24 protein-coding genes are annotated in these 24,590 nt (G+C 63.8%); 16 read left to right on the top strand and 8 right to left on the bottom strand.

Annotated elements, in window-relative coordinates; genetic code table 11:
• Positions 1–783 (bottom strand): LysR family transcriptional regulator (locus I8N66_RS03655; RefSeq protein WP_291149809.1); only part of this gene is annotated, 783 nt, incomplete at its 3' end.
• A gap of 112 nt (positions 784–895) precedes the next feature.
• Here I8N66_RS03655 and I8N66_RS03650 point away from each other — a divergent pair.
• The 10 genes from I8N66_RS03650 to I8N66_RS03605 all read left to right on the top strand — a co-directional run bounded on the left by I8N66_RS03650 (position 896) and on the right by I8N66_RS03605 (position 9,855).
• Positions 896–1,765, top strand: a complete 870-nt coding sequence (locus tag I8N66_RS03650; RefSeq protein ID WP_291149807.1) for an NmrA/HSCARG family protein — start codon at positions 896–898, stop codon at positions 1,763–1,765.
• A gap of 66 nt (positions 1,766–1,831) precedes the next feature.
• Positions 1,832–2,071 carry a DUF2798 domain-containing protein gene (locus I8N66_RS03645; protein ID WP_291149805.1) on the top strand — a complete coding sequence of 80 codons (240 nt, stop codon included), beginning with the start codon at positions 1,832–1,834 and terminating at the stop codon, positions 2,069–2,071.
• Positions 2,072–2,244: 173 nt separating this feature from the next.
• Complete coding sequence (locus I8N66_RS03640) at positions 2,245–2,940, top strand: XRE family transcriptional regulator (RefSeq protein WP_291149802.1); 696 nt, start codon at positions 2,245–2,247, stop codon at positions 2,938–2,940.
• Between the two features lie 171 nt (positions 2,941–3,111).
• Positions 3,112–3,858, top strand: a complete 747-nt coding sequence (locus I8N66_RS03635; RefSeq protein ID WP_223728508.1) for a GntR family transcriptional regulator — start codon at positions 3,112–3,114, stop codon at positions 3,856–3,858.
• 69 nt (positions 3,859–3,927) lie between these two features.
• Positions 3,928–4,614, top strand: a complete 687-nt coding sequence (locus tag I8N66_RS03630) for a putative N-acetylmannosamine-6-phosphate 2-epimerase (protein WP_291149797.1) — start codon at positions 3,928–3,930, stop codon at positions 4,612–4,614.
• Positions 4,615–4,616: 2 nt separating this feature from the next.
• Positions 4,617–5,489: an ROK family protein gene (locus I8N66_RS03625; protein ID WP_291149795.1), complete on the top strand. Its 873-nt coding sequence runs from the start codon at positions 4,617–4,619 to the stop codon at positions 5,487–5,489.
• Positions 5,486–6,820, top strand: coding sequence for an extracellular solute-binding protein (locus I8N66_RS03620; protein WP_291149791.1), 1,335 nt, complete (start codon positions 5,486–5,488; stop codon positions 6,818–6,820). Before I8N66_RS03625 ends, I8N66_RS03620 begins: the two co-directional genes overlap by 4 nt.
• 244 nt (positions 6,821–7,064) lie before the next feature.
• A complete protein-coding gene (locus I8N66_RS03615; RefSeq protein ID WP_291149788.1) occupies positions 7,065–7,952 on the top strand; it encodes a sugar ABC transporter permease in 888 nt (295 codons plus the stop codon).
• Positions 7,949–8,770 (top strand): carbohydrate ABC transporter permease, encoded by an 822-nt coding sequence (locus I8N66_RS03610; RefSeq protein ID WP_291149785.1) that lies wholly within the window; start codon positions 7,949–7,951, stop codon positions 8,768–8,770. Before I8N66_RS03615 ends, I8N66_RS03610 begins: the two co-directional genes overlap by 4 nt.
• A 17-nt stretch (positions 8,771–8,787) precedes the next feature.
• The gene (locus I8N66_RS03605; RefSeq protein WP_291149783.1) at positions 8,788–9,855 is read left to right on the top strand and encodes an ABC transporter ATP-binding protein; all 1,068 of its coding nucleotides are present in this window, start codon (positions 8,788–8,790) and stop codon (positions 9,853–9,855) included.
• Positions 9,856–9,890: 35 nt separating this feature from the next.
• On the opposite strand, the gene I8N66_RS03600 is transcribed toward I8N66_RS03605, so the two are convergent.
• Positions 9,891–10,862: a quinone oxidoreductase gene (locus I8N66_RS03600; RefSeq protein WP_291149781.1), complete on the bottom strand. Its 972-nt coding sequence runs from the start codon at positions 10,860–10,862 to the stop codon at positions 9,891–9,893.
• A 166-nt stretch (positions 10,863–11,028) separates the two neighbouring features.
• Here I8N66_RS03600 and I8N66_RS03595 point away from each other — a divergent pair, with 166 nt between their 5' ends.
• Complete coding sequence (locus I8N66_RS03595; RefSeq protein WP_291149778.1) at positions 11,029–11,898, top strand: LysR substrate-binding domain-containing protein; 870 nt, start codon at positions 11,029–11,031, stop codon at positions 11,896–11,898.
• Between the two features lie 53 nt (positions 11,899–11,951).
• On the opposite strand, the gene I8N66_RS03590 is transcribed toward I8N66_RS03595, so the two are convergent.
• On the bottom strand, positions 11,952–12,992 hold the full coding sequence (locus tag I8N66_RS03590; RefSeq protein WP_291149775.1) for a dipeptidase: 1,041 nt from the start codon (positions 12,990–12,992) through the stop codon (positions 11,952–11,954).
• Positions 12,993–13,235: 243 nt separating this feature from the next.
• On the opposite strand from I8N66_RS03590, the gene I8N66_RS03585 reads away from it, so the two are divergent.
• Positions 13,236–14,756: a serine hydrolase domain-containing protein gene (locus I8N66_RS03585; protein ID WP_291149773.1), complete on the top strand. Its 1,521-nt coding sequence runs from the start codon at positions 13,236–13,238 to the stop codon at positions 14,754–14,756.
• Positions 14,757–14,843: 87 nt separating this feature from the next.
• Complete coding sequence (locus I8N66_RS03580) at positions 14,844–15,743, top strand: LysR substrate-binding domain-containing protein (RefSeq protein WP_291149770.1); 900 nt, start codon at positions 14,844–14,846, stop codon at positions 15,741–15,743.
• Here the strand turns inward: I8N66_RS03580 and I8N66_RS03575 are convergent.
• From I8N66_RS03575 to I8N66_RS03565, 3 genes are all read right to left on the bottom strand, one after another.
• Positions 15,740–16,084 carry a hypothetical protein gene (locus I8N66_RS03575; RefSeq protein WP_291149766.1) on the bottom strand — a complete coding sequence of 115 codons (345 nt, stop codon included), beginning with the start codon at positions 16,082–16,084 and terminating at the stop codon, positions 15,740–15,742. The genes I8N66_RS03580 and I8N66_RS03575 overlap by 4 nt on opposite strands.
• 36 nt (positions 16,085–16,120) lie before the next feature.
• On the bottom strand, positions 16,121–16,987 hold the full coding sequence (locus I8N66_RS03570) for a D-amino-acid transaminase (protein ID WP_291149763.1): 867 nt from the start codon (positions 16,985–16,987) through the stop codon (positions 16,121–16,123).
• A gap of 71 nt (positions 16,988–17,058) precedes the next feature.
• The gene (locus I8N66_RS03565; protein ID WP_291149760.1) at positions 17,059–18,117 is read right to left on the bottom strand and encodes a P1 family peptidase; all 1,059 of its coding nucleotides are present in this window, start codon (positions 18,115–18,117) and stop codon (positions 17,059–17,061) included.
• 394 nt (positions 18,118–18,511) lie between these two features.
• Between I8N66_RS03565 and I8N66_RS03560 the strand changes: the two genes are divergently transcribed.
• Entirely contained in the window at positions 18,512–19,627 is a 1,116-nt protein-coding gene (locus I8N66_RS03560) for an autotransporter domain-containing protein (RefSeq protein ID WP_291149758.1), read from the top strand.
• Between the two features lie 21 nt (positions 19,628–19,648).
• Here the strand turns inward: I8N66_RS03560 and I8N66_RS03555 are convergent, their stop codons facing one another.
• Positions 19,649–20,587 (bottom strand): AraC family transcriptional regulator, encoded by a 939-nt coding sequence (locus tag I8N66_RS03555; protein ID WP_291149756.1) that lies wholly within the window; start codon positions 20,585–20,587, stop codon positions 19,649–19,651.
• A gap of 107 nt (positions 20,588–20,694) precedes the next feature.
• Here I8N66_RS03555 and I8N66_RS03550 point away from each other — a divergent pair, with 107 nt between their 5' ends.
• Complete coding sequence (locus tag I8N66_RS03550; protein ID WP_291149755.1) at positions 20,695–21,897, top strand: MFS transporter; 1,203 nt, start codon at positions 20,695–20,697, stop codon at positions 21,895–21,897.
• A 193-nt stretch (positions 21,898–22,090) separates the two neighbouring features.
• Here I8N66_RS03550 and I8N66_RS03545 read toward each other — a convergent pair whose 3' ends face one another.
• Positions 22,091–23,167, bottom strand: coding sequence for a DUF930 domain-containing protein (locus I8N66_RS03545; protein WP_291149752.1), 1,077 nt, complete (start codon positions 23,165–23,167; stop codon positions 22,091–22,093).
• Positions 23,168–23,526: 359 nt separating this feature from the next.
• Between I8N66_RS03545 and I8N66_RS03540 the strand changes: the two genes are divergently transcribed.
• On the top strand, positions 23,527–24,570 hold the full coding sequence (locus I8N66_RS03540) for an amino acid ABC transporter substrate-binding protein (RefSeq protein WP_291149750.1): 1,044 nt from the start codon (positions 23,527–23,529) through the stop codon (positions 24,568–24,570).
• The last annotated feature ends 20 nt before the right edge of the window (positions 24,571–24,590 follow it).

Here is a 24,590-nt window from a genome sequence, read left to right as displayed (position 1 = left end):
CTCGAAGTCCTCCAGCACGAGCTCCACCTTGCCCGCGTCGATCAAGTGCTTGATCTGCCAGAGCGGTGAATAGCCAAGACCAAGTCCCTCCTCCACCGCCGAATAGATCGCGTTCATCGAGTTGGTTCGAAACGCACCACTCACCTTGATTGCACGCGCGCGGCCGTCGATGGTGAACATCCACGCACCGGGTCGCTCGTCACCGGTGCGGGTGACGCAACTGTGCTCAGCCAGCTCCAGCGGATGCAAAGGCCGGCCGAAGCGGGCGAAATAGGTGGGCGAGCCGAAGACGACGCGACGAAGCGCGCCCAGGCGCTTGCCGGTCAAGCCAGAATCCTGGAGATCCCCGATCCGCACGACCAGATCGAGCCCACCCCCGGCGAGATCGACAAAGGCGTCGGACAGGTCGAGATCGACCTCCACCTCAGGATACTTCGCCATGTATTCGGCAATGACGGGCATCAGGAACCGCGGCGCAAACAGATTGGGCGCCCCGAGACGCAGGATACCTGATGGCTCGGAGCGGCGTTGTGCCGCTTCCTCGCGCGCCTCGTGGATCTCCTCGACTGCCGGCTTGATGCGCCGATAGAAGCTCTCGCCCGCCTCGCTGGGCATCGAGCGGCGGGTGGTCCGATGCACCAGCTCCACACCGACATCGGCTTCAAGCATCGCGAGCGACCGGCTGACGGTCTGGAGCGGACGCCCGAGCCGTTTCGCCGCAGCCGTCAGGCTACCCTGCTCGACGATGGCCAGAAAAGCTTCCAGGTCCTCGATGCGACTCATGGCGACACTCCCGATTTTCGGGAGAAAAAATCACAGTTCGCGACAATTGTCCGTTTTATTGCGAGTCATTAGCTTGAGGCCATCACCTCGATCGCACCAAAGGCAGGCCCAGATGAACCCGCGCTCCAACACCATCCTCGTCGTCGGCGCCAGCGGCCGCTTCGCCGGCCTCGTTGTCCCTGAACTTGCGCGGCGCGGCGCTACGGTTCGCGCCCTGACCCGCGACGAAGCGCGGGGCGCGCTTGCGCGAACGCTCGGCGCATCCGAGATCGCCATTGGCGATCTCCGCGACCGGGAGAGCCTCGACCGTGCGATGGAGGGCGTTAACGGGATCTTTCATATCGGGCCGGCCTTCGCACCGGATGAAGCGGCGATGGGCGTGTCGATGGTCGAAGCCGCCGTGCGGGCCGGCGTCAGGAAGTTCGTCTTCTCCTCGGTCATCCAGCCGACCAATGTGCGGCTCAAGAACCATGCGGCAAAGATCCCGGTGGAGGACGCGCTCTATTCCTCGCCGCTCGAATACACCGTCCTGCATCCGGCCAACTTCATGCAGAACTTGCGTGCGGGCTGGGCGAGCGTGCTTGCAACCGGCACTTTCGCCGAACCTTTTCCCGCGTCGACGCGCATTGCCCGTGTCGACTACCGCGACGTCGCAGAAGTGGCGGCAATCGCACTCACCGAGGATCGCCTTGCCTATGCAACGCTCGAACTGTGCGCCGAGGGGCGGCACGATCGCGAGGAAATCGCCCGGATGATGAGCGAGGCACTCGGGCGGCCGATCATTGCCGGAACCATCGGCTTTCATGAATGGGCAGCGCCGATCCGCAGCAAGTACAGCGACCATCAACTGGAACTGCTGGCAAAGGTCCACGCCCATTATTCGGACGTCGGCCTCGGTGGAAACAGCCTGACACTCGGCGCAGCGCTTCAGCGCGAACCCCGCAACCTCGAAAGCTTCATCCGCGAATTGGCGCAAGCCTAGCACAAGTACGGTCCGACGCCATGCCGACGGACATTCGCATCCCTTCAAAGCCTGGAGTTCACCCGCATGTCAAAGAAGCTTCCACACCGATATCAGGCAATCGTCATGCCGCTGGTCCTGTCCGTACTGATGTCCGCCATCGTCTCCTTCGTCTCGACGGCGAGCGGCAGCGGCTTTCAATCGGACCTGCTGTCACTTTGGCTCAAGGCCTGGATCTTTTCCTGGCTGGTCGCGTTCCCGAGCCTGCTCGTGGTTCTTCCTGTGGTGCGTCGGATCGTGGCGGCGACCGTGGAGCAGTCGCGGTAGCTCCTGAGATGGCAATGCGACACTCGCCGTTCACCCTTGGCGACCTTCCGCCAAGGGCTTGCCCTCGCCGTCTCCGGCTGCCGCCGTCATCGCGGTTTTTAGGATATCTAAAATCGATTGACAGGAAATCCGGGCGCACCCTAGCTTGAGGAGAGACGATAAGGGGACAGACTGTGACGACGGAACATGCCAGCGGTGCATCGAGCGGCGAGGCTGAGGCGCCATCGCTCGGTGATCGCCTGCGCCAACGGCGCAAGACACTGAAAATGACGCTTCAGGAGGTCGCCAACGAGGCAGGCTTTTCCGTCGGCTTCATTTCGCAGATCGAGCGCGGCATTACCGTCCCCTCGCTGACCTCGCTGATCGCCGTCTGCCGGACGCTAAAGGTCGAGGCCGGCAGCTTCCTCAATCCGCCGAAAGTCGCAACACCTTTCACCCGCCGCGAACACCGGCCGATCTATGGGCTGGGTGGAGAAGGCCGCAACGCCGTCTCCTACGAGCGGCTCTCCGCCTCCTTTCCCGGAAATGTACTGAGAAGCACCATCATTCACGAGCCACCGGGCCACCGCAGCGAACCGATGTCGCACGAGGGCGAAGAGATCTTCTTCATTCTCCAGGGGGCGTTGACGCTGGAGGTTGACGGCGAGCGCGTGGTGCTCGAACCGGGCGATTCCGCCCATTTTCCTTCGCTGCGCACCCACACGATGTGGAACCACACGGGTGAGCCCACAACCATTTTGCACACCTGCACCATGGATGTGTTCGGCGACGGCGATCCGTCGGGAAGCCCTGCCGACAGCCTGGCGGTCACCCGCGCCGAGAACCGGCTGGGCGCATCCGGAAAAATCGAAGGCGACCAGGGAAGCTGAGTGGAGATCGGTGGCGACTCCATGCCGTGCCTGTCGCCGGGCACCCCGGCACTCGCCGCCGGATCGGCGCCAAGACGACAGCTTGGTGCGCCTAACGACGCCCGATGATAATACCAGTTTAAAACCGACGAAAAATTTTGCATAAGGACTCATCTCGAAAAGGTGATCCTCATGAGCGATCAGGCAACTCTCGATTTTCTTGCGCGTGCCATGTCTGGCGATAGCGGCGAGCCGCTCTACCGTCGCCTCGAAGAGGCGATCAAGCAGGCGATCAATGCGTCCACATTGCGCCGCGGCGCAGTCATCCCCAGCGAACGGGATTTGAGTGAGGGCCTTTCGATCTCGCGCGTGACCGTGCGCAAGGCGATCGAAGGCCTCGTCGCCGATGGCCTGCTCGACCGCCGCCAGGGAGCGAAGACCGTGGTTTCCTCACGCGTCGAGAAGTCGCTGGCGACGATGACGAGCTTTTCCGAAGATATGCGCTCGCGCGGCCTCGAGCCCGGCTGCACCTGGATTTCGCGTGAGATCAGCCGCCCGTCACCCGCTGAAATGATGGCACTCGGCATTCCGGCGGGAGAAAAAATCGTGCGCCTCCGGCGTCTGAGAACTGCCAACGACACCCCGATCGCGATCGAAACGGCATCGCTGCCTGCCCGTTTCGTGCCGGATCCCGGTGCAATCGGCGCATCACTGTACGAGTATCTCGCCGCCCACGGCGCCCTGCCCGTCCGGGCGCTGCAGCGCATGCAGGCAAAGCCCGCCAGCGAGGAAGAGCGGCGCCTGCTCGAAACGCCCGAAGATACGAGCCTGCTGGTCATGGAGCGGCGTTGTTTCCTGGCTGACGGGCAGATCGTCGAGTTCACCCAGACCAAGTACCGGGGCGACGTCTACGACTTCGTCATCGAACTGATGCGATAATACCAGTATAATTCCTGTTGCAATCTGGTCTTACACTGCTACCGTGGAGCCTCCATTGGGAGAGCCTGCGTGACCTTCGACATCCATAGCCTCAAGCACGGTCTGATCGTTTCCTGCCAACCGGTGAAGGGCGGCGTCATGGACAATGCCGCCATGGTTGTCGGTTTCGCGCTGGCCGCGCTCGACGGCGGCGCAACCGCCCTTCGCATCGAATCCGCAGACTATGTTCGCGCCGTGCGCCAAGCGACCGATCGCCCGATCATCGGCCTCGTCAAGCGCGACCTGGAGACGTCTCCGATCCGCATCACCCCCTTCATCGAGGACGTCGATGCTCTGGCGGCAGCCGGCGCCGATATCATCGCCTATGATGCCACTGCCCGCGAACGGCCGGTCGCGACCAAGACGCTGATCGAGCGCATCCACGCCGCAGGCAAGATCGCCATGGCCGATTGCTCGGTCATTGCCGACGCCGAGCACGCGCTTGCCGAAGGCGCAGAAATTGTCGGCTCCACCCTTGCCGGTTACACGGGTCCGGTCGAGCCGACGGAACCGGACTTCGCCCTCATCGCCGCCATGCGCAACCTGACCCCTCACGTGGTCGCCGAAGGCTGCGTGCGCACGCCCGAACAGGCCGCTCAGGCGCTTCAGGCCGGCGCCTTCACCGTTGTCGTCGGCTCCGCGATCACGCGGCCCGAGCACGTGACGTCGTGGTTCAGGCAGGCGCTCGATGAAACGCTTGCCGGAAACGAGGCCTGAAAATGGCGCACACCCAAACCGTTCTCGCGATCGATGTCGGCGGCACGAAGATGCTGGCCGCCCTCGTGCGGGGAACAGAAATCGTCGACACACTGCGGATGCCGACGCCCGGCGAAGGCGATCCGGCCCAGTGGCTTACCGCGCTCTTCGGGGCGATCGCGTCCTGGCGCGGTGCCTACGGCTCGGTCGGCGCCGCGGTCAGCGGCATTGTCGATAACGGCCATTGGTCGGCGCTCAACCGTAAGACGCTCGACATCCCCGACGGCTTTGCGCTGACGGAAACGATCGAGCGGCTGGCAGGCGTGCCGGTGCTGGCTGCAAACGACGCCCACGCGGCAGCCTGGGGTGAATACGCCTTTGGCGCGGGCAACCGCGAAGACATGGTTTTCCTGACGATCTCCACCGGTATCGGCGGGGGCATCGTCCTGAATGGGCGCCTGCTCGAAGGGCTCGCCGGACACTTCGGCCAGTCGCGCAGCGCCGAATGGCCTGGTGACGCCCTCGAAGATCACGTATCCGGCCACTGGATCGCCGGGCAGGCAGCCCCCCACCAATCGGGCGCCACCGCACGGGACGTCTTCGCCGCCGCCCGCGACGGACACGACTGGGCCAGGCGCACTATCGAAACATCCGCAGAGCGAACCGCTCTGCTCTGCCGCAACATCCAGCTTTCGCTGGACCCGAGACGCATCGTCATCGGCGGCAGCATCGGTCTGGCCGAAGGCTATCTCGCCGCCGTCGAACGCGCACTGGAACCGGTGCCGGCACGACTTCGTCCATCGCTACATGCCGCCGCCCTTGGGGAGAATGCAGGGGTGATCGGCATTGCTGATCTTGCAGAGCGTCAACAAAACTTGAGGGAGAACCAAAGATGACTTTTGCGACCACGAAAAGACGTGCGCTGCTTGCGGCCGCGGGCATTGCCGGGCTGCTGGCGGCAACGCCAGCCCTTGCGGAAGTAACGGTGCTCGGCTGGCCGGGGGGCCCGGAGGAGGTCGCGCTGCGCGCCGCCGCCGACGCCTACAACGCCAAGTCCGACGTAGCCGAGAACGACAAGGTCGAACTTCTGTTCTTCAACCGCGACGGCTTCTGGGACAAGCTGCAGGCCGATCTCGCCGCCGGTTCGAAAGCCTTCGATCTCAACCTGCTCGCCACCTATTCGATCGGCCGCTACGCACCGTTCATGGAGCCGGTCGAGCTTTCGGGCGAAGCGAAGGCTGTCTATGGCGATTCCGTCCTGTCGACCATGCAGTACCAGGGCAAGCAATATGGCGTGCCAACCGATCTCTCGCTGCACTTCATGTATTTCCGCAAGGACCTGATCGAGGCCCTGCTGAAGGATGATGCCGGCAAGGCGAAATATGCCGAGATCTCGGAGAAGTACCTCGGCAAGAAGCTGGAGCCGAAGACCCCGGACGAATGGACCTGGGACGATTACGCAGCAACCGCACTCTATTTCACCCAGGCCGTCAACCCGGACAGCCCGACCCGCTACGGCACGGTGCTGCAGCTCAAGAACCTGCTGTTCAACATCATGGTCTGGCAGTCGGTACCACGCGCCTATGGTGCCAACTGGATGGACGACAGCGGCAAGATCACCGTGAACTCCGATGCCTATCGCAAGGGCCTCGAGATCTACAAGCTCCTCTATGACAACGGCGCGACGCCGAAGGACTCGCTGTCCTACGAGTTTGCCGAGGCGAACGCCGCCTTTGCGTCCGGCCAGGTCGCCGCCATGTTGCAATGGAATGCGGCAGCCGGCGATCTGACCAGCAAGGAGAAATCCCCTGCTGTGGCCGATGTGACCGAAACGGTCGCCCCACCTGCAGGTCCGGAAGGGCGCTTCACCCATATCCACGGCCTCGGTTTCGGTCTCAACAAGAACGCCGAAAACAAGGAAGGCGCCGGCAAATTCCTGAAGTGGCTTTCCTCCAAGGAAGCCGCGCTGATCTACGCCAAGAACAACGGCGCACCGGCGCTGACGCCGGAGGTGGTCGCCGAGGTCGCAGACGCCCGGCCTGACCTGGTCAAGCTCGGCGAATTCGCCGGCAAGTATGGTTACGTCATGAACGGCGCCACCTCAGCCAAGGCGTTGTCGGTCTACGAGCTGCAGGCCAAGGAGTTCACCGGCTACTGGTCCGGCCAGCAGTCGATCGACGATGCGCTCGCCAATACCGAAAAGGGCATGGCGGACCTGCTGAAGTAAGTGAAAGGGTTGCGGCGTCCACCGGGAAGCCGCAACCCTGCACGGCAAGCGGGGACTGAGGAAGCCTCCGCCCCTCATGCCGGTGCTCCACACGGGATCCAGGTGCGCCGCATCCGCGGTGCGAAAGAGCCTGTTCAGCTCCAGGATTTGGGTTGGCTAGGGCTCCTGTAACCGGCACGGGGAGAGGACCGAGCAAACACCTTGCGTCCCCTTGCCCGTCCGACAACAGATACAGATCGGTGCCATGACGACAGCCAGACCGCAATCCAATGCCCCAGAATTCCGGCTGCTCGCCACGCCGCTCGTCCTCTTCCTGCTCGTGTTCCTGGGCTTCCCGGCACTCGTCAATCTGATCTATTCGGTCTCCGAGGTCTCCTTCGAAACGCTGCGTGAGCCGAAGTTCACGGGGCTCACGAACTTTCTCTCGGTCTGGAGCGATGCAGCCTTCTGGCAGGCGAGCTGGTTCTCGCTGCGCTTCGGCTTGCTGACCGCCATTCTCGAATGTCTGCTCGGCCTGTTTCTGGCGATATTCCTGTCGCCGCTGATCGAAAAGCGGAGCTGGCTGATGGCGATCCTGATGCTGCCGCTGATGGTCGCTCCGGCGCTGGTCGGTCTGATGTACCGTCTTGTCCTGCACGAGTTCGTCGGCCCGGTGCCCTACTATCTCTGGACCTATTTCGGCGCCAGCATCTCGTTCCTTGGGCCTGGCTCCGCTTTCTGGACCCTGGTCGTCGTTGAGACGCTGCAGTGGACACCGTTCACGCTGCTGCTTTTCTACATGGCCTATCAGGCAATCCCCTCCGAGATTGCCGAAGCATCCGCCATGGATGGGGCACGAGGCCTGCAACGCCTGTGGTTCATCGAACTGCCGATGATGGGGCCGACAATCGCGGCTGCGTTGCTTATCCGCTTCATCGACGGCTTCCGGGTCTTCGACAATGTCTATGTGTTGACCGGCAGCGGTCCCGGCGGATCGACGGCATCGCTATCGATCTACATCTACGAGGCCTTCTTCAAGCAGGGCGCCATCGGCAAGGCGGTTGCCGCCTCGGTCGTCCTGTTCGTCGCCTCATTCGCCGTGCTCTACGGCCTCAACGCTCTCGCCAGCCGGCGGAAAGGAGCCAAGCGATGATCTCTGCGCTCCGTTGGTTCGTTTTCGCCATCGCCGCCATCGCCTTGAATTTCCCGGTGCTGGTGACGCTTTCCACCTCGTTCAAGAGCGCGCGCGAGCTCTCCGGCAATCCCGGTCTCTGGGTACAGGCCCCGACATTCGAGAACTACCGCACCGTCTTTGAGGTCTCCGACCGGCTGAACATCTTCCTCTATCTGTTCAACAGCCTCGCCGTGGCGCTGATGGGCACGGTGCTTGCCGTGGCACTGGCGCTTCCGGCGGCCTACGCGATCGCCCGCGGCAGGATCGGCGAACGCACGCTTCTGCCCTTCATCGTCAACCTGCGCGCCGTGCCGCTGATCATCTTCGCGATCCCGCTCTACATGATGTTCCAGTGGCTGGCGCTGCTCGATACGCGCCTCGGACTGGGGCTGATCCTCACGATCGTCAATCTGCCGCTGGCACTCGTCATTCTCGTCAATGCCATCCGGGACCTGCCCGCGGAACTCGACGAGGCTGCTCTCATGGACGGCGCGAACCGCACGCAGATCCTCATCAAGGTCGTGACTCCGCTCTGCCGGCCGGCGATCGTCACCAGCCTGATCTTCGGCTTCATCACCGCCTGGAACGAGTTCCTCTTCGGCCTGATGCTGACCACCTCCAAGGCGGTGCCGGTCACGGTCGGCGCATCCTTCTTCTTCGCCGCAAGCGGCGGTGGCGTGCAGTGGGGCGTCGCCTCCGCCGTGATGATCGTCGGCGCGCTGCCGCCAATGCTGCTCGGCCTTGTCATGTACCGCCAGATCAGCGGATCAATGACCGCCGGCGCGGTCAAGGGTTGATATTCCAGGAGATACGCATGGGTACGATTTCGCTGAGGAATGCCGGCAAGCGCTATGGCGCAGTGGAGATCATCCGGGAGCTCGACCTAGAAATCGCCGACGGCGAATTCGTCGTCATCGTCGGGCCTTCCGGCTGTGGCAAGTCCACGCTGTTGCGAATGATCGCCGGCCTGGAGGCGACGACCGCCGGGCAGATTCTGATCGATGGCCGGGACGTGACGTCCGCTTCGCCGGTCGATCGGCAGCTCGCCATGGTTTTCCAATCCTATGCGCTCTATCCGCATATGACGGTCCGGCAGAACATGGGCTTCGGACTGCGGCTTGCCAAGGTGCCGACGGCAAACGCCAAGGCCAAGATCGAGGCAGCGGCAGAAACGCTCAAGCTTACGCCATTGCTCGACCGCTACCCCAGGGAGCTCTCCGGTGGCCAACGCCAACGCGTCGCCATCGGCCGGGCGATCGTACGCGAGCCGGTCGGCTTCCTCTTCGACGAACCGCTTTCAAACCTTGATGCGGCGCTGCGGGTCGATATGCGGCTTGAGATCGCCAAGCTGCATCGCACCCTCGGCGCAACCATGATCTATGTGACCCACGACCAGGTGGAGGCGATGACGCTCGCCGACAGGATCGTGGTGATGAAGGACGGGCGGATCATGCAGCAGGGTCGGCCGAGAGACCTCTACGAAAAACCGGCGAACCTTTTCGTGGCGCAGTTCATCGGCAGCCCGAAGATGAACCTCCTGCCCTGCCGGCGCGACCAGGGCGACCGTCTCGACCTGAGCGGCGAAGGCAATCTGACGCTTTCCATGTCGGGGATGGCTGAACCCGAGCAATTGGGGGCGCGACCCGAGCACCTGGCGCTGGTTGCACCGGAGAGCGGTCACTGCCGCGGCGTCGTCGAGGCGAGCGAATATCTCGGCGGCAATATGAGCGTCTTCGTTCGCGCCGGCCGGCTCGGCCTGATCAATGTCAGCGCGCCGGCCGACACACCTTTCCACGTCGGCGAGGCCGTCGGGATCCGGATCGACGAAAGCCGGTCCTCCCTATTCGATGGTGCGGGCGCCGCGATCGGCGCCCGTCACTAGGCCGCAGTTCGAATGCGCGATGGACGCGGCCCGCGCTAAGGCAGCAGCACCATGGCGCCCGTCGTCTGGCGACCCTCGAGCCGGCGGTGCGCCTCGGCCGCTTCGACCAGCGGCAGACGCGCGTGCACGGGGATCTTGACGGCGCCGCTCGCGACGACATCGAAGAGATCCTTGCTCATCGCCAGCACATCCTCGCGCCGCGCCAGATGCGCCGGCAACAGCGGCCAGGTGGCGTAAAGCGATCCCTTCTGCGCGAGCGTCGTGATGTCGAAGGGCGGGATCGGACCGGAAGCGGCGCCGAAACTCACGAAGTGACCGAAGGGGCGCAGGCTATCGAGCGACCCCTCGAACGTCGCCCTGCCGATGCTGTCATAGACGACATCGACCCCCTCGCCTTTGGTGATCTCCCGAACGCGGGCAGCGAAATCCTCGGCGTTGTAGTCGATGACGTGGTCGGCGCCACTTCTCCTCGCCAGCTCGGCCTTTTCGGGCGCGCCAGCGGTGCCAATGACGGTTGCGCCGAGATGTTTCGCCCATTGCGTCAGGATCAGGCCAACGCCGCCGGCAGCCGCATGGACGAGGATGGTGTGGCCGGCCTCGACCCGGAAGGTCCGGCGCAGGAGATATTGCGCCGTCAGGCCCTTCAGCATCATGGCCGCACCCGTTTCGAAGTCGATATCCTCAGGCAGATGCACAAGGACACGCGCCGGCACATTGTGTTCCTCCGCATAGGCACCGAGCGCCTCGGAATAGGCGACGCGGTCCCCCGGCTTGAAGCCCTCGACGCCAGGCCCAACGGCGATCACCTCGCCCGCCCCTTCCTTGCCGGGGATGAACGGCAGCTGCGGCGGCGGGTAGGCGCCGTTTCGCAGGTAGACGTCGACGAAATTGACGCCGATCGCCCGGTTGCGCACGCGCACTTCACCCGGGCCGGGTTCACCGAGGTCGACATTTTCATAGGCGAGCACATCAGGCCCGCCGTGCTGATACACGCGGATGGCTTTCATGGATCTGGTCCTCTGGTTGAGTTGGCTGGTCTTGGCAGCCTCTAGGCGACGGTCGATGCCGACCTGCCTGATGCTGCCCCACCTTCCTCGCTGGTCACATCTGATAGATAGCCACGCACGAGTTCCCGTTGTAGACTGATATCAATGACAACAGAGTTCAAGTTTCATGATATCTGATCAGGTCGGGATCGACCTCCTGCGCAGCTTCGTCGCGGTCTGCCGGCAAGGCAGCTTGAACCGCGTCGCTACCCAGACCGGCCGCACCCAATCGGCACTCAGCATGCAGATGCGCCGGCTCGAAGATCTGCTCGGCCGTCAACTCTTCACCCGCACCGGTCGCGGTGTCGTTCCGACGCCCGAGGGCGAACTGTTTCTGGGATACGCCACGCGCATGCTGGCGCTCGGCGACGAAGCGGCGGCGCGGCTGCGACAGGCAGACTTGAGCGGTGGCGTCCGGGTCGGGCTTGCCGAGGAAGTGGCAACGACGGCGCTGCCCGAAGCGCTGGGGCGGCTGCGGCGCGGCTACCAGGAGATCCGGCTCGACGTGGTGGTCGAGCAATGCGTGGCGCTTGGAAGGACCTGGCCCGAAGGCGACCTCGACATCATGGTCGTGCCGACCTCGGTGGTCACGGCCGACGCCCTCACCACCTGGAACGTCGAACTGCAATGGGTCTGCGCTACGGACTACGCTTTCGACGAGACGCGGCCGATCGACCTCGTCGCCTTCGCGGCGCCCTGCCTCTGGCGCCGACGCATGATCGAGACGCTGGCGGACCAGGGCCGGGAACACCGGATCACCTTTACCAGCCAGAGCATCACCGCGCTTCAAGCCGCAGTCGAAAACGGGCTCGGCATTGGCTTGCTTCCGCCGGAAGCGATGCGCGCGGGCACGATGCGGGCGCTGCCTGCTTCGTCAGGTGTTCCGAAGCCGTTTGCCGTCCAGTATGGGCTCTTCGCCAGGGATCGGCGCACGGCCGCCGTCGATTGCGCGATCGGCGTGCTGCTCGAGGCCCTGCCGGCTACGTCAAGGACCTAGCGTGCTTCGTTGAAACGCTCGGCCGCCTGAGAACGTACCGCTCCGGGCGGCACTCACGCGCCCCAGGTCGTCTCCAGCACGCGGATCCAGTTGCCGTGGCAGATCTTTGCGAGCGCGGCGTCGTCATAGCCGCGCGTGCGCAAGAGGTCGACGAGCAGCGGCAGATCGGCCGCGCTGCGCATGGCCGCCGGGATAGTCGTGCCGTCGAAGTCCGAGCCGAGCGCGACGTGCTCGATGCCGATGCGATTGACGATGTAGTCGATATGGTCGACGAGCAGCGTCAGCGGCGTCTCCGGGTTCTTGACGCCATCCGAGCGCAGGAACAGGACGCCGAAATTGATGCCGGCGAGACCGCTGGTGTCCTTGATCGCGTCGAGCTGACGGTCCGTCAAGTTGCGGCTGTGCGGGCAGAGCGCGTGGACGTTGGAATGGGAGGCGACGAGCGGCGCTTGCGACAGCGCCGCGATGTCCCAGAAGCCCTGCTCGTTCATGTGCGAGAGATCGAGCATGATCTTCAGTTCGTTGCTCGTCCGCACCAGATCCTTGCCGGCCTCGCTGATGCCCGGACCGATATCCGGCGAAGAGGGAAAGCGGAAGGGAACGCCATAGGCGAAGATGTTCGGCCGGCTCCAGACCGGGCCGAGCGTGCGGAGACCCGCGGCATGAAGCACATAGAGCGCGTCGAGATCGGCACCGACGGCCTCGATGCCCTCTATGTGCAGCACGGAGGCAAAGGCGCCCTTGGCCATGGCGTCGCGGATATCGGCAGCACTGCGGCAGATCTTCAGCCGGCCCTCGGATTGGCGCTCGATCCGCATCAACAGGCTCGCCATGCCGAGGGTGGCCTCGAGAGCGGTTTCCTGATCCGGCGTCGCAAAGTCGCCGCTGCCGTCCTTGGCCAGGCCCGGCGAGCCCACGTAGACGGCACAGAGACCGCCGGCAAGACCGCCCGTCTCAGCCTTGTCGAGGTCGATATGTCCGGTATCGACGCCATCGAGGAAGCGGCGTTCCGGCGCGCCCCCCGGCGAACGCCAGAGCCGCGACAGCACGTCGTTATGTCCGTCAAAGACCGGGATTTTCGCTGGGGTCGCCAATTCTGGATCGCCTTCTCAACCTGTTGTCCTGTGTGCGACTCATGGATAGTCGCGGACGGACCATAGACATTGGGTGCGCGAACCGCACCCTTTTTCCCTGCCGGCCTAACCCAATGCAGGCCGGCCGGGCAAATGCAAACCATGCATGGACCCTGCCGGAATCGGAATTGGCAGCACAAGGTACTGTCGTGCTTAGACCGAAATACGCGCGGGAAACCGCCGCGGCCAGAATGGAGAATGGATATGACGAAGCCGGCATCGCTGGATTGGCAAGCCGCCGAAGCGACGACGAGACGCCTCACCGCACAATGGGGGGCCGACGAGCCAGGCGGCGCCGTCATTGGTTTCGACGCATCCGGAATCTGCTTCACGCATGCGGCCGGCGTCGAGAGCCTCGCGACGTTTGCGCCCTTCACGGTCGACAGCGTCGTGCGTTATGCGTCGCTCACCAAGCACGTCTTCTCAGCGATGGTGCTCGCCCATGCCGACATCATCGGGCTCGGCGATCCGCTCGGCCAGCACCTTCCGGAATTGCGCTCGCCGCTTGCGGACGTAACGGTTGGGCAGGCGCTCGACATGAGCGGCGGCCTGCCGGATACCCGCGAATGCCTGTCGTTGCTCGGCCTTTCCGTCTACACTGAAACCAAGGCCGGGCCGCTGCTCGAATACCTCTCGCGGCTGGAGCGACTGAACTTTGGTGCCGGCACCGAGGTCTCCTATTCAAACACCGGTTATCGCCTCATCGAAGCGGCGTTGGAGCGCAAGGGCTTCCGCTTCGACGATTTCATCCAACGGGAAATTGCCGAGCCGCTCGGCATCGCGCTGAAAGCGCCCGATGTCTGGAACGACCCGGTGAAAGGCCTCGTCCCCGGATACTGGAACTCGGGCGAAAACTGGCAGCTTTCCGCCGCGGGCCTGCACATTTCCGCGTCGGGCAGCCTCACCGGCAGCGCCCGGGCGCTTGCCATCTGGTTGCAGGCGCTGCTTGATGATGAAGGCCGCTTTGCCGGTCTCCTGCAGAAATTGCAGGAGACCCGGTTTCTTGCCGACGGGCGCCCGACGGGCTACGGCCTGGGCCTGCGCAACTCATCGCTCGGTGGACACGAATTCGTCGGCCACGGCGGCTCGCATCCCGGCTACAAGACCTATTTCCTGCTCGATCCCGAAACGCGTGCCGGCCTCGTCGTCGTCTCCAATCGCGAAGATACCAACGGCTACAAGATCGCGCTTGAGAGCATTGCGGCACTCACCGGGCTCGCGCTTCCGGATCCCGCGGCTGACCTCGGCGACGGTTTCTATGTGACGGAAACCGGCCCCTGGTGGATCGAGATCAAGGGCAGCACCTGCACCTACCTCGATGCCGACGAGACGCTCTATGACGACGGCGACGGCTGGGTCTCGTCGCGCTCCGCCTCATCACCTCTCCGGCTTCGCCGCGATGGCCCGGCGCTTGTCGGCGAGGCCGGCCATGCGGCACGTCGTTTCCTTCCCGCGGCGACGCATGCGCCGGTGCCGGCATCGCTTTCCGGCGTCTGGCGCTCGGACGAGGGTGCGGAATTCACGATCGACAACGGCACGGTCTTGATGGGGGTCGGCCCGGTGCGCCAGGCCGTGACGCTGACTGCACTCGGCAGTGGCCGCTTCCTGTTCACCCTGATCGATGGTCCCTGGGTCAAACGTGTATGCCTGCATCTCCTCGGGCCCGATCTTCTCGAGCTGGTGTCGAGCCGCGCCCGCATGATCGAATATCGACGCCGCACCTGATTTCTCTTGATGACGCGCGGGCGCTGCCGCAAAGAAGCCTGTCCGCCGGTGAATGGCTGAGCGGACTGGGCTTCCGGAGTGCATGTCTTGGAAATCAAATGGCTTGAAGACTTTCTGGCGCTCGCCAGCACACTGAACTTCTCCAAGGCGGCGGATGAGCGTCACGTGACCCAATCCGCTTTCAGCCGCCGCATCCGGCAACTGGAGGCTTGGCTCGGCGCAACGCTCGTCGACCGGGCGACCTACCCTTCGCGTCTCACCGAAGCCGGCGCGAAGTTCGTGCCGGTGGCGCAGGAAACGCTGAAACAGCTCTATCAGGCGAGGCGCAACCTTCAGCAGGAAGAGGGCTCCGACGCCCGCACCATCAAGCTGACGGCGCTGCACACGCTTTCCTTCACCTTCTTTCCGGAGTGGATGAGCCGCGTCAATGCCAAGATCGGGCCGCTCTTCTCCCGGCTTCGGCCGGACTCCGGCAGCATGGAAGAGAACCTCAATTCGCTCGTCGACGGCGAATGCGACTTCCTGCTCACCTACGCCCATACCCAGGTTCCGCACCTACTCGACCCACAGGCCTTCGAGCATCGTGTGCTCGGACACGAGCGCATCATCCCCGTCTCGTCCGCGAGCAAATCAGGCGCGCCTATGCATCTGCTCGAAGGCGGAGCGAAACCCTTTCCGCATCTGAGCTACGAAAAATCGTCGTTCTTCGGCCAGCTCCTCGATGAGCTGATAAGCCCCAACCTGCCGCCGGCGCAACGGGTGCACGAAGGCAGCATGTCCGTAGGACTGAAGGCCATGGCGGCTGCCGGCTGGGGCATCGCCTGGGTTCCCGAGAGCCTGATGACGAACGAGCTGGCGAACGGCTCGCTGGTCAGGGCCGCCGACCCGCGCTGGGACGTCAGCGTCGAAATTCGGCTCTACCGCGCCAAGGAGAACCGTCGGCCGGTCGTCGGCCGCGTCTGGCAGAACCTGGAGGCCGGATCCTAATCAGGCGGCGCGAGAAGTGTGCTGTCGTACCAGACGTCCTCGTAGTCAGGCACAATCAAAAAGCGCCAACCCGGAGGCAGAGCGAGATACGGCAGCACTGATACACAAAGCTTCTGCAGATGATGGGCATGGAGAGGCATGAAGAATTCGGGATCGGCAGATAATTCTTCCCCTCCCCAGATATACCAACCACTCGTTCCGTTCTCGGGTGGATGCCGCAGCCCATTGAGCGGCAGCTCCCCCCGCAGTGCGCTGGCAGAAACACCAAGCTTGCAAAAGATGTCGGGCGCGTCGAACTCGGCGCCGTAGCGTCGGCAGACGTCGCGTTGAGCCTGATTCATTTCCCGCGCTTCCAAGGCAGGAGCTCCGGCCGTCGACTAGATCGCCGTTCGCCGTGCGTGCTCCAGATAGAGTTCGCGCAGGCGCCTGACCACCGGGCCCGGCTCACCGCTACCGACGGGCTTGCCGTCGATGCGGGTGATCGGCGCAACGAAGTTTGAAGCGCTGGTCAGACACGCTTCGCGAGCGTTGAGCGCCTCTTCGAGCGTGAAGGGGCGTTCTTCCAGCGTCATTCCCTGTTCGGCGGCGAGCGCCAGAGCGGCGAGCCGTGTGCAGCCTGGCAGCGTCTTTTGACTGTTGCCACGTGTGACGATGCGGTTGTCCGCAGTCACGATGTAGGCGGTCGACGATGCGCCTTCGGTCACGAACCCGTCCTCGATCATCCAGGCCTCATCGCAGCCTTCAGCCTTGGCGATCCGCTTGGCGATCACTTGCGGCAGCAGGCATACGCTCTTGATGTCGCGGCGCGCCCAGCGCTGATCGGGCACGGTCTTGACCGACAGCCCCTTGGTTGTGGCGGTTCCGTTCACCAGCGTCTTTGCCTGGGTGAAGAGCACGAGCGTCGGCTTGATATCCTCGGAGAACAGAAAGTTCCGGTCTTCGGCACCCCGGGTAAGTTGCAGATAGACCATGCCCTCGACAAGGCCGTTCTCTTCGATCAGCCGCTTTTCGATGGCGACGATTTCGTCGGTCGATACCGGCAACGGCACATCGATTTCACGCGCCGAGCGTTCCAGCCGCGCCATGTGCGATGCACTGTCGATCAGCTTGCCCTCGAGCACGGCGGTGACCTCATAGATGCCATCACCGAAGAGGAAACCGCGATCGAAGATCGAGAGGCGTGCTTCGTTCTCCGGCAGAAACTCGCCGTTGAGATAGACGGTGCGGATGGGCGGATGGGACATATGGGCTCCGTAAGAATTGGTTTGGCATAAGCGCGTGGACCGCAACGCAGGCGCGATCCACGGGCGCAAAGTCACTGTTCGCTGAGCGCGCGAAGCTGTTCGAGCGAAATCGCCTGGACCGTGCTTGGCTTGCCGTTCGCGGCGTTGAAGCCATGCGTCGTGCGGGCCATGGTCAGCGAATTGAGGATGGCCTCCTCGGTCGCCTCGATGGCCGCTTCGAAGAGCGGCGACATCAGGTCGTTCGGAAGGTCGGGATATTCGGCGATCGCCGCCCGCCGCGCCTTCGTGCGGCGCACGGCAGAGGCCGTCGAGAAGGCGAGCGCATAGTCGCCGGAGCCGTTGCTGAGCGCTGCGCCGGTGCGGGCAAGGCCGCCGAAGGCGCGCTCGGCAAGGCGCTTGAGATTGCGCGCGGAGAGCGGCGCATCGGTCGCGATCACGATGACGATCGAGCCATCCCGGTCATGTGTCGCCGGCGCTTCGTAGGCACGGCCGCAGACGGTGAGCCGGCCGCCATAGTTGGATTGAACCAGCACGCCGAGGGTGAAGACTTCCCCGGCCGTCTTGACGCGGCGCGAACTCGTGCCGATGCCGCCCTTGAGACCGAAAGCCACCGTGCCGGCGCCGGCACCGACAGCGCCTTCGTCCACGGGACCGGTCTTTGCGGCGACGAGCGCTGCGCCGATCTCGTCGATCGTCGGCCGACCGGCGCGGATGTCGTTGAGGCGGGAATCGTTGGTCTCGCCGACCACCGCGTTCAGCGACACGACCTTCTCGTTGCCCGGTTGCGCCAGCGTCCAGCTGACGATCGCCTCGATGGCGCGACCGGTCGCCAGCGTATTGGTGAGAACGATTGGCGTTTCCATTTCGCCGAGCTCTTCGATCTGGGTCGAGCCCGCGAACTTGCCGAAGCCGTTGAGCACGGCGAGTGCGGCCGGCACCTTGTCCTGAAAGAGGTTGCCTCCATGCGACAAGATGGCGGTGGCGCCGGTGCGGATGCGATCACCGTCGATCACGGTGGCATGACCGACCGCAACGCCCTCGACGTCGGTGATCGCATTCAGGGGGCCGGTCTCATATGAGCCCGGCCGAATGCCGAGGTCTCGAAGGCTCAAACGTGTGTCGTCGGTCATGGTGCTCCCACAGTCGTCACCTGTCATCTATCACGGAGCAGGCATTTCGTCGCAGGGACCCTACCCTCGCCGCGGACAAAACGGCATTTCAAAAATGGAATAGTTTCATGAGAAGCCTGCAACGCCGGCCACCCCTGAGTATCGACAATCCGCCGACGTCATTGGTCCCCCAGCCACGCGCGCCCACGCCCTCCGCGCGCATGAGTTGAGAATTATAAAGCAGTTGCAACCATAGGAGACTGTTCATAAGGTCGCGGGGTCCTTGGTATTGGAACGACCCTATCCGTGACGAAGCCGCTTTATACGACCGCCGGCAGAACTCAGGAGATGACGTCCACGGCGCCCGACCACCGTCTAACTCGACGTCGCCCGCAATGGCGTGGCCTTCGCGGATATGGCCTCCACCCGCAACGCTGCGGCAACCGCCGCCGCAATCGAGCGCCTTGGTATCGGCCGATCCCTGCATGATCTCGCGACCACCCTTGACGCCGGCACCGCCTCCGATCTTTTCGGCCAGTTGCCCGGCGAAGTCTACGGCTCGACCGTGACCGGCCTGATCGAAAACAGCCAACTCATCGGCAACCAGATCAACGACCGCCTGCGGTCCGCCTTCGACACTGTTGGCGCGAAGGCTGTGCGGACGGTGGCAACGGATGATCTCACCACCGGGTCTATCGCGTCAGCGGAACGCGCCGGCGCCTGGGGCTCGGCCTTCGGCGCCTGGGGCCATACGGATGGCGACGGCAACGCCGCCGCGCTATCGCGTTCCACCGGCGGCTTCGTCGCCGGCCTGGACGGCCTCGTCAACGACGACTGGAGGCTCGGTTTCCTCGCCGGCTACAGTTCGTCGAGCTTCAAGGTCGATGACCGCCGTGCGTCGACCTCCAGCGACAACTATCATCTCGGGGTCTATGGCGGCACACAATGGGGCGCCCTGTCGTTCCGCTCCGGCCTTGCCTATACGTGGAGCGATGTCGACAGCAGCCGCAATGTGCTCTCGCCGGTTCTCGTCGACAGCCTGACTGCCGACTACCGCGCAGGCACGACCCAGGTGTTCGGCGAACTCGGCTATGGCATGCGGGTGGGCCACCTCGTCTTCGAGCCCTTTGCCAATCTCGCCTATGTCAACGTGCATACAGACGCCTTCACGGAGAAGGGCGGCGCGGCAGCGCTGGCCGTCCAGGGCGGCTCGGACGATATGACCTTCACCACGCTCGGCCTGCGCTTGGCGACCGATTTCGAACTCGGAACGGCCAAGGCTACGGCTAGCGGCCTTCTCGGCTGGAGGCACGCCTATGGCGACGTCACGCCCGCGGTCGCTCAAGCGTTTTCAGGCAGTGACGCCTTTTCTGTCGCCGGCGCACCGATCGCGCGCGACAGTGCCCTCGTCGAGGCCGGCATCGATTTCGCCGTTACACAGACGGCAACGTTTGGCGTCTCCTATCAGGGGCAGATCGCCTCTACCGTCCGGGAACATGGCGTGCACGCCGATCTCACGGTCAAGTTCTAGTCGCCACTGGCGCCGCGCTATTCATGACGCGATCTGCTCGGGAGCTGCCGCCAGGCTCCGCGAATGGCTTGGCGGCGCGCCCATGATCTTGCGGAAGGCACGGCTGAAGGAGGCCTCGGAATCATAGCCGAGGCGGTTGGCGACATGGGCGACGCGCTTTCCTTCGCGCAGCCACTGATGGGCCTGGTGCATGCGCATGCGCGCCACGTAGCGGGCCGGCGTTTCGCCGACCGTATCGGCGAAGCGCTGGGCGAAGCCGGAGCGCGAAGCACCCATGAGCTTGGCAAGCTCCGGCACCGTCCAGTCCTTGGTCGGGTCGAGATGAATGGCGGCGAGTACCCGGCCGACCTCCGGATGGCGCACGGCGGCAAGCCAACCGGTCGCCGTGCCGCAGCCGTGCTCCACCCAGGCGCGGATGATCGTGGCGGTCAGCACGTCGGCAAGCCGCGCCAGGATGCCGCCAGAGCCGACGCGCTGCATCGCCGCCTCGCGTGTCATGGTATCGAGCAGCGACGGGATCGACGGCTCACTCGAGGCCAGATCGCTGGTGCGCATGACCGATGGCATCAGCTGCAGCAGAGGATGAAGCCGGTCGACATTGAACTGCATCACCGCGAAGAATAGAAGGTTCTGGCTGTCCGTGTTGGGACACTGGAGATCGATGATGCCGTCGCAGAGCTGCCGCTTCGGCAGATCGCGGATCGAAATCGTCGGCAGGCCGGGCTTGCTGGCGAGAACATGCGCGTCACCGCGCGGGAGCAGCACGGCATCTCCAGGCATCAGTTCTACCCAGGCGCCATCCGGCGTTTGCAGATGGGCGGAGCCTGAGGCCAGAAAGTGAAAACGCGCAGGTTCCTGCGCTGGATAGGACGTTGCCCATGGCGCACAGGGCTGGCAACGCCCATATTCCACCCCATCGAGCCTCAGGCCGCGCAGGATGTCAGTCAGCGCATCAGTCATAGGGCGCTCCAGCTTTGGACAAACGGCATAGTGTTTTGGATTTTCTAGCATAGAAACTCCAGTTGGCCATGCATATTTTCATCGCAACCGCAATGGAGATGAAGATTATGGATGGCATCGTCGCAAGGCCTACGGGCGAGGCGGATGAACAAGAAAAGCCGCTATGGGCGGCGGTCGTATCCCTGGCGCTCGGCGTTTTCGGCCTTGTCACGGCGGAATTTCTGCCGGCAAGCCTGCTGACGCCGATGTCGGCCGATCTCGGCGTTACCGTCGGCGCGGCCGGACAATCTGTGACGACCACGGCCGTCGTCGCGGCCATCGCCGGACCGGCGATCGTCGTCTACACTGGTCGTTTCGACCGCCGCAACGTGCTGCTCACACTGACGGCGCTTCTCATCATCTCCAGCCTGATCGCCGGCTTTGCATCCAGCCTTCCGATGCTGCTCGTCGCGCGCTTCCTGCTCGGCATCGGCCTTGGCGGTTTCTGGGCCCTGTCGCTGGCGCTCGCCATGCGGCTCGTTCCCGGCCGGCTGATGCCGCGGGCGATGGCGATCATCATGTCCGGCGTGTCGATCGCGACGGTCTGCGCCGCCCCCGTCGGCGCCTGGATCGGCGCGACGCTCGGCTGGCGTTATGCATTTCTGCTCGCCGCCGCCGTCGGCATCGTCACCTTCATCGTCCAGGCACTGACCGTTCCTCGCCTGCCGCCGAAGGGGACCACCGGTCTCAACACCATCCTCAACGTGCTGAAGCGGCCAGCGATCCGGCTTGGCCTTGCAACCATCCTGCTCGTCGTCACGGGCCACTTTGCCGGCTTCACCTATGTTCGCCCGTTCCTTGAGCAGGTGCCGCAGTTCGGCGTCGAGGCGATCACCGCGATCCTGCTCGCCTTCGGCATCGGTGGCTTCTTCGGCAACATTGCCGGTGGTTTCCTCGCCGAGCGCAGCACGCGGCTGTCGATGATGTCGGCAGCAGCCGGTGTCGCCGTCACCACCCTGACGCTGGCACTTGCCGGCGCACTGCCCGCAGTCGCCATCCTTGCCACCGCCGCCTGGGGCTTCGCCTTCGGCGCGCTGCCGGTCAGCGTGCAATCCTTCCTCAGCCGTGCGGCCGGCGACGAAGCCGAAGGTGCTGGAGCGGCAACGCTCACGACTTTCCAGATCGCCATTTCCACCGGCGCGATCCTCGGCGGCCTTCTCGTCGAACTGCAGGGACCGGCCGGCGTCTTCCTGTTCGCCGCGGTGGCAGCGATGCTCGGGACCTCGCTGGTCTCGGTCTACCGCGAGCGGGCGCTGCAGGCGGCGGAATGACTAACCGCCTCCGTTTTGTGTGAGAGTGGCAACTCGCACCTGCGCCTGCCGGGCTCCCAAAGGTCCGGCAGGCAAAGCGCTGGCGAGGCACACGTCTTGCCGGACCGCGCGAAGACAACGGGAGGACTACGTAGCTCGATGGCTGAAGCTTGGCGCGATGCAGGCGCGCACGCCAAATCGCTGTGCTACAAGATCAATCCGGCGGCGGGCCGAGGCGCCGCGTCTCCCAGGCCGACTTCGGCACGACGCCGCCAATGGCGATGCTGAAGGAGATTACCTCCGTCGCATCCTCGTTGAGAAGGCACTTGAAGTCGACGTCGTACCAGACCTTCTTGCTGTGATAGGCACCACCGCTGGCATCCATGCGATTTTTCGAGATGAACCCGCCCCTTGGACCGAATGGTACCATTCCTTGGGGTGGAGTATCCGGACGTTGGTGGCGGATTTGCTCCAGCGCCTCGGATTTGCAGAGCTGGCTGATGCGCGCCTTGACGGGCAATGTGAGAAGCGCCTGCTTCATTCGCGGATCGGCAATTGCCTTCTCGGCATAGAGCTTCTTCGCCTCCACCAATTTGCTCGGCACCGGCTTGAGTTCAACCTTTGCAGCAGCATCGGCCGGCTTCGTCTTCGGCTTTTCTTCCGGCGGCTGCTGCTTGGCCTCGGCTGGCTTCGCGTCCTTTGGCTCAGGCTTCGCTTCGGCCACCGCCGCCGTTAGTTTCTCGTCCGGCTTTTCCGTGGCGTTCTGCGGTGACTTCGCCGGCACCGCCAGCGTCGGCAAGGGCTTTTGTTCTTTTACCGGCGTCTCATCCTTCTTGGGTGGCGCCTTTGCAGGTTCTTCCGCGGACTTCGCAGGTTCAGTCGCGGGCTTTGCCTGCTCAGACGCCTCGGCCTTCTTATCCTCCGATTGCGCAGCCGGCGGAAGCTCGGCCTCCTTGTTGTCCTGTTTGGTCTTGGCCATGGCGGACGCGAAGGTTTGCGGCAGTTGCTGCGGCGGCTTGGGCTGGGGCTTTGGCTGAGGCTGCGGCTTCGGTTGCGGTTTCGGCTGTTCGGCCTTTTTCTCCTCGCCCTTCTTCTGCTCAGCCTTCTTCTGTTCGGCTTTCTTCTCTTGCTTCACCTCGGGAGGCGGAACGAGCTCGACGCTGACCGTCTGCTCCTTCGGTGGCTTCGGCAGTTCAAGCGGCAGGTCGAACAGGAGCAGCAAGGCGATGATGAGATGCAGGGCAACCGACGTCGGCGCGCCCCATCCTATCCGTTTCCACCATTCTTTCACAAAAAGCCGCATCGCCTATGACGTAACCCATTCGATCGGCGGAACCTAGGAACTTCCGCGGATCTCAACAAGAGGCACAGCCCTGGAGTACGCCGGCAACCCGGACGCGCAGCTTTCGGCCGATCGGCAATCCGCAAGCGCGACAAAACCAGGAATGGCCGCCACGCACGTAGGCCGACCATATGCTTGTCAAAAACGTTCCCGGCAAAAACGAGGCGGCGAAATCTGTTTCAGGCCGCGCGCCAAATTCGCACAAAAATACCTATTATATAATCTCTATAGATTTAAATATTTCAAACGCAGCGGGCACTTCCGCCGTGCATGCGCAGTGACATTCTTTTTGTGGCTTGGGGGCCCTTATGCAGCGACATTTCACTCACCGAAAACTCTTCACCAAAGCCTTTGCCGCAACGGCAGCGCTGGCGGCTGGCCTGATCGCCACCTCGGCGCTCGCTGGTGAAACCCTCGACAAGATCAAGGCGCGTGGCGTGATCAAGGTCGGCGTCGGCACCACACCGGGTTTCTTCGCGCCCGATAGCAGCGGCCGCTGGCAGGGCTTCTTCGTCGATTTCGGCCGCGCCATCGCCATCACCGTCTTCAACGACGCCGAGAAGGTCGAGTTCACCAATTCCTCGCCGCAGCAGCGTCTGCCGGCACTGCAATCCGGCGAGTTCGACATTCTGCTTTCGGGCGTGACGCAGACCGTCAGTCGCGCCTTCAAGCTCGGCTTCCACTTCGGTCCCGTCGTCTTCTACGACGGTCAGGGACTGCTGGTGCGCAAAGACCTCGGCGTAGCCAAGGGCGAGGAACTCGACGGCGCGACGATCGGCGTCCAGAGCGGCACCACCGGCGAGCTCAACATCGCCGACTTCTTCCGCAAGACCGGCAAGGCCTTCACGCCGGTGACGATCGAGGAAACCGGCGAGTTCCTGAAGGCACTCGACTCGGGTCGCGTCGACGCGCTCACCCAGGACGCGACCGACCTTGCCGCCAAACGCACCCAGCTTTCCAAGCCCGACGATTACGTGCTCCTGCCCGAGCGCCTGTCCAAGGAGCCCTTGGCCCCGGCAATCCGCGCCGGTGACGATCAGTGGCTCGAAATCGTCAACTGGACCGTCTACGCGACGATCCAGGCCGAGGAATTCGGCATCGGCAAGGACAATGTCGACACCTTCCTCAAAAGCGAGGACCCGGCGATCAAGCGCTTCCTGGGCGTCGACCCGTCGCTCGGCGAAGCGATCGGCCTTGATCCGAAGTTCGCCTACAACATCGTCAAGACCGTCGGCAATTACGGCGAGATCTTCGAGCGCAATGTCGGCAAGGGCACGCCGCTCAACTTCGAGCGCGGCTATAACCAGCCCTGGACCGAAGGCGGCCTGCTCTACTCGCCGCCGTTCCGTTGAGCCGGTTCATGGTCCCTCCC

Origin of the sequence: Ensifer sp. SSB1 (assembly GCF_016652895.1) — a bacterium.
In the GTDB taxonomy this organism is placed as follows: domain Bacteria; phylum Pseudomonadota; class Alphaproteobacteria; order Rhizobiales; family Rhizobiaceae; genus Ensifer.
The sequence above is the reverse complement of the archived record's forward strand: the minus strand, read 5'-3'. Positions and strand labels throughout refer to the sequence as shown.

Bases quoted from the DNA above. Each gene is read 5' to 3' on its own strand.
- I8N66_RS03650 (WP_291149807.1), top strand. From the start codon at position 896: ATGAACCCGCGCTCCAACACCATCCTCGTCGTCGGCGCCAGCGGCCGC.
- I8N66_RS03635 (WP_223728508.1), top strand. From the start codon at position 3,112: ATGAGCGATCAGGCAACTCTCGATTTTCTTGCGCGTGCCATGTCTGGC.
- I8N66_RS03600 (WP_291149781.1), bottom strand. From the start codon at position 10,862: ATGAAAGCCATCCGCGTGTATCAGCACGGCGGGCCTGATGTGCTCGCC.
- I8N66_RS03595 (WP_291149778.1), top strand. From the start codon at position 11,029: ATGATATCTGATCAGGTCGGGATCGACCTCCTGCGCAGCTTCGTCGCG.
- I8N66_RS03610 (WP_291149785.1), top strand. From the start codon at position 7,949: ATGATCTCTGCGCTCCGTTGGTTCGTTTTCGCCATCGCCGCCATCGCC.
- I8N66_RS03550 (WP_291149755.1), top strand. From the start codon at position 20,695: ATGGATGGCATCGTCGCAAGGCCTACGGGCGAGGCGGATGAACAAGAA.
- I8N66_RS03560 (WP_291149758.1), top strand. From the start codon at position 18,512: ATGGCCTCCACCCGCAACGCTGCGGCAACCGCCGCCGCAATCGAGCGC.
- I8N66_RS03565 (WP_291149760.1), bottom strand. From the start codon at position 18,117: ATGACCGACGACACACGTTTGAGCCTTCGAGACCTCGGCATTCGGCCG.
- I8N66_RS03540 (WP_291149750.1), top strand. From the start codon at position 23,527: ATGCAGCGACATTTCACTCACCGAAAACTCTTCACCAAAGCCTTTGCC.
- I8N66_RS03555 (WP_291149756.1), bottom strand. From the start codon at position 20,587: ATGACTGATGCGCTGACTGACATCCTGCGCGGCCTGAGGCTCGATGGG.
- I8N66_RS03620 (WP_291149791.1), top strand. From the start codon at position 5,486: ATGACTTTTGCGACCACGAAAAGACGTGCGCTGCTTGCGGCCGCGGGC.
- I8N66_RS03625 (WP_291149795.1), top strand. From the start codon at position 4,617: ATGGCGCACACCCAAACCGTTCTCGCGATCGATGTCGGCGGCACGAAG.
- I8N66_RS03615 (WP_291149788.1), top strand. From the start codon at position 7,065: ATGACGACAGCCAGACCGCAATCCAATGCCCCAGAATTCCGGCTGCTC.
- I8N66_RS03585 (WP_291149773.1), top strand. From the start codon at position 13,236: ATGACGAAGCCGGCATCGCTGGATTGGCAAGCCGCCGAAGCGACGACG.
- I8N66_RS03605 (WP_291149783.1), top strand. From the start codon at position 8,788: ATGGGTACGATTTCGCTGAGGAATGCCGGCAAGCGCTATGGCGCAGTG.
- I8N66_RS03575 (WP_291149766.1), bottom strand. From the start codon at position 16,084: ATGAATCAGGCTCAACGCGACGTCTGCCGACGCTACGGCGCCGAGTTC.
- I8N66_RS03570 (WP_291149763.1), bottom strand. From the start codon at position 16,987: ATGTCCCATCCGCCCATCCGCACCGTCTATCTCAACGGCGAGTTTCTG.
- I8N66_RS03645 (WP_291149805.1), top strand. From the start codon at position 1,832: ATGTCAAAGAAGCTTCCACACCGATATCAGGCAATCGTCATGCCGCTG.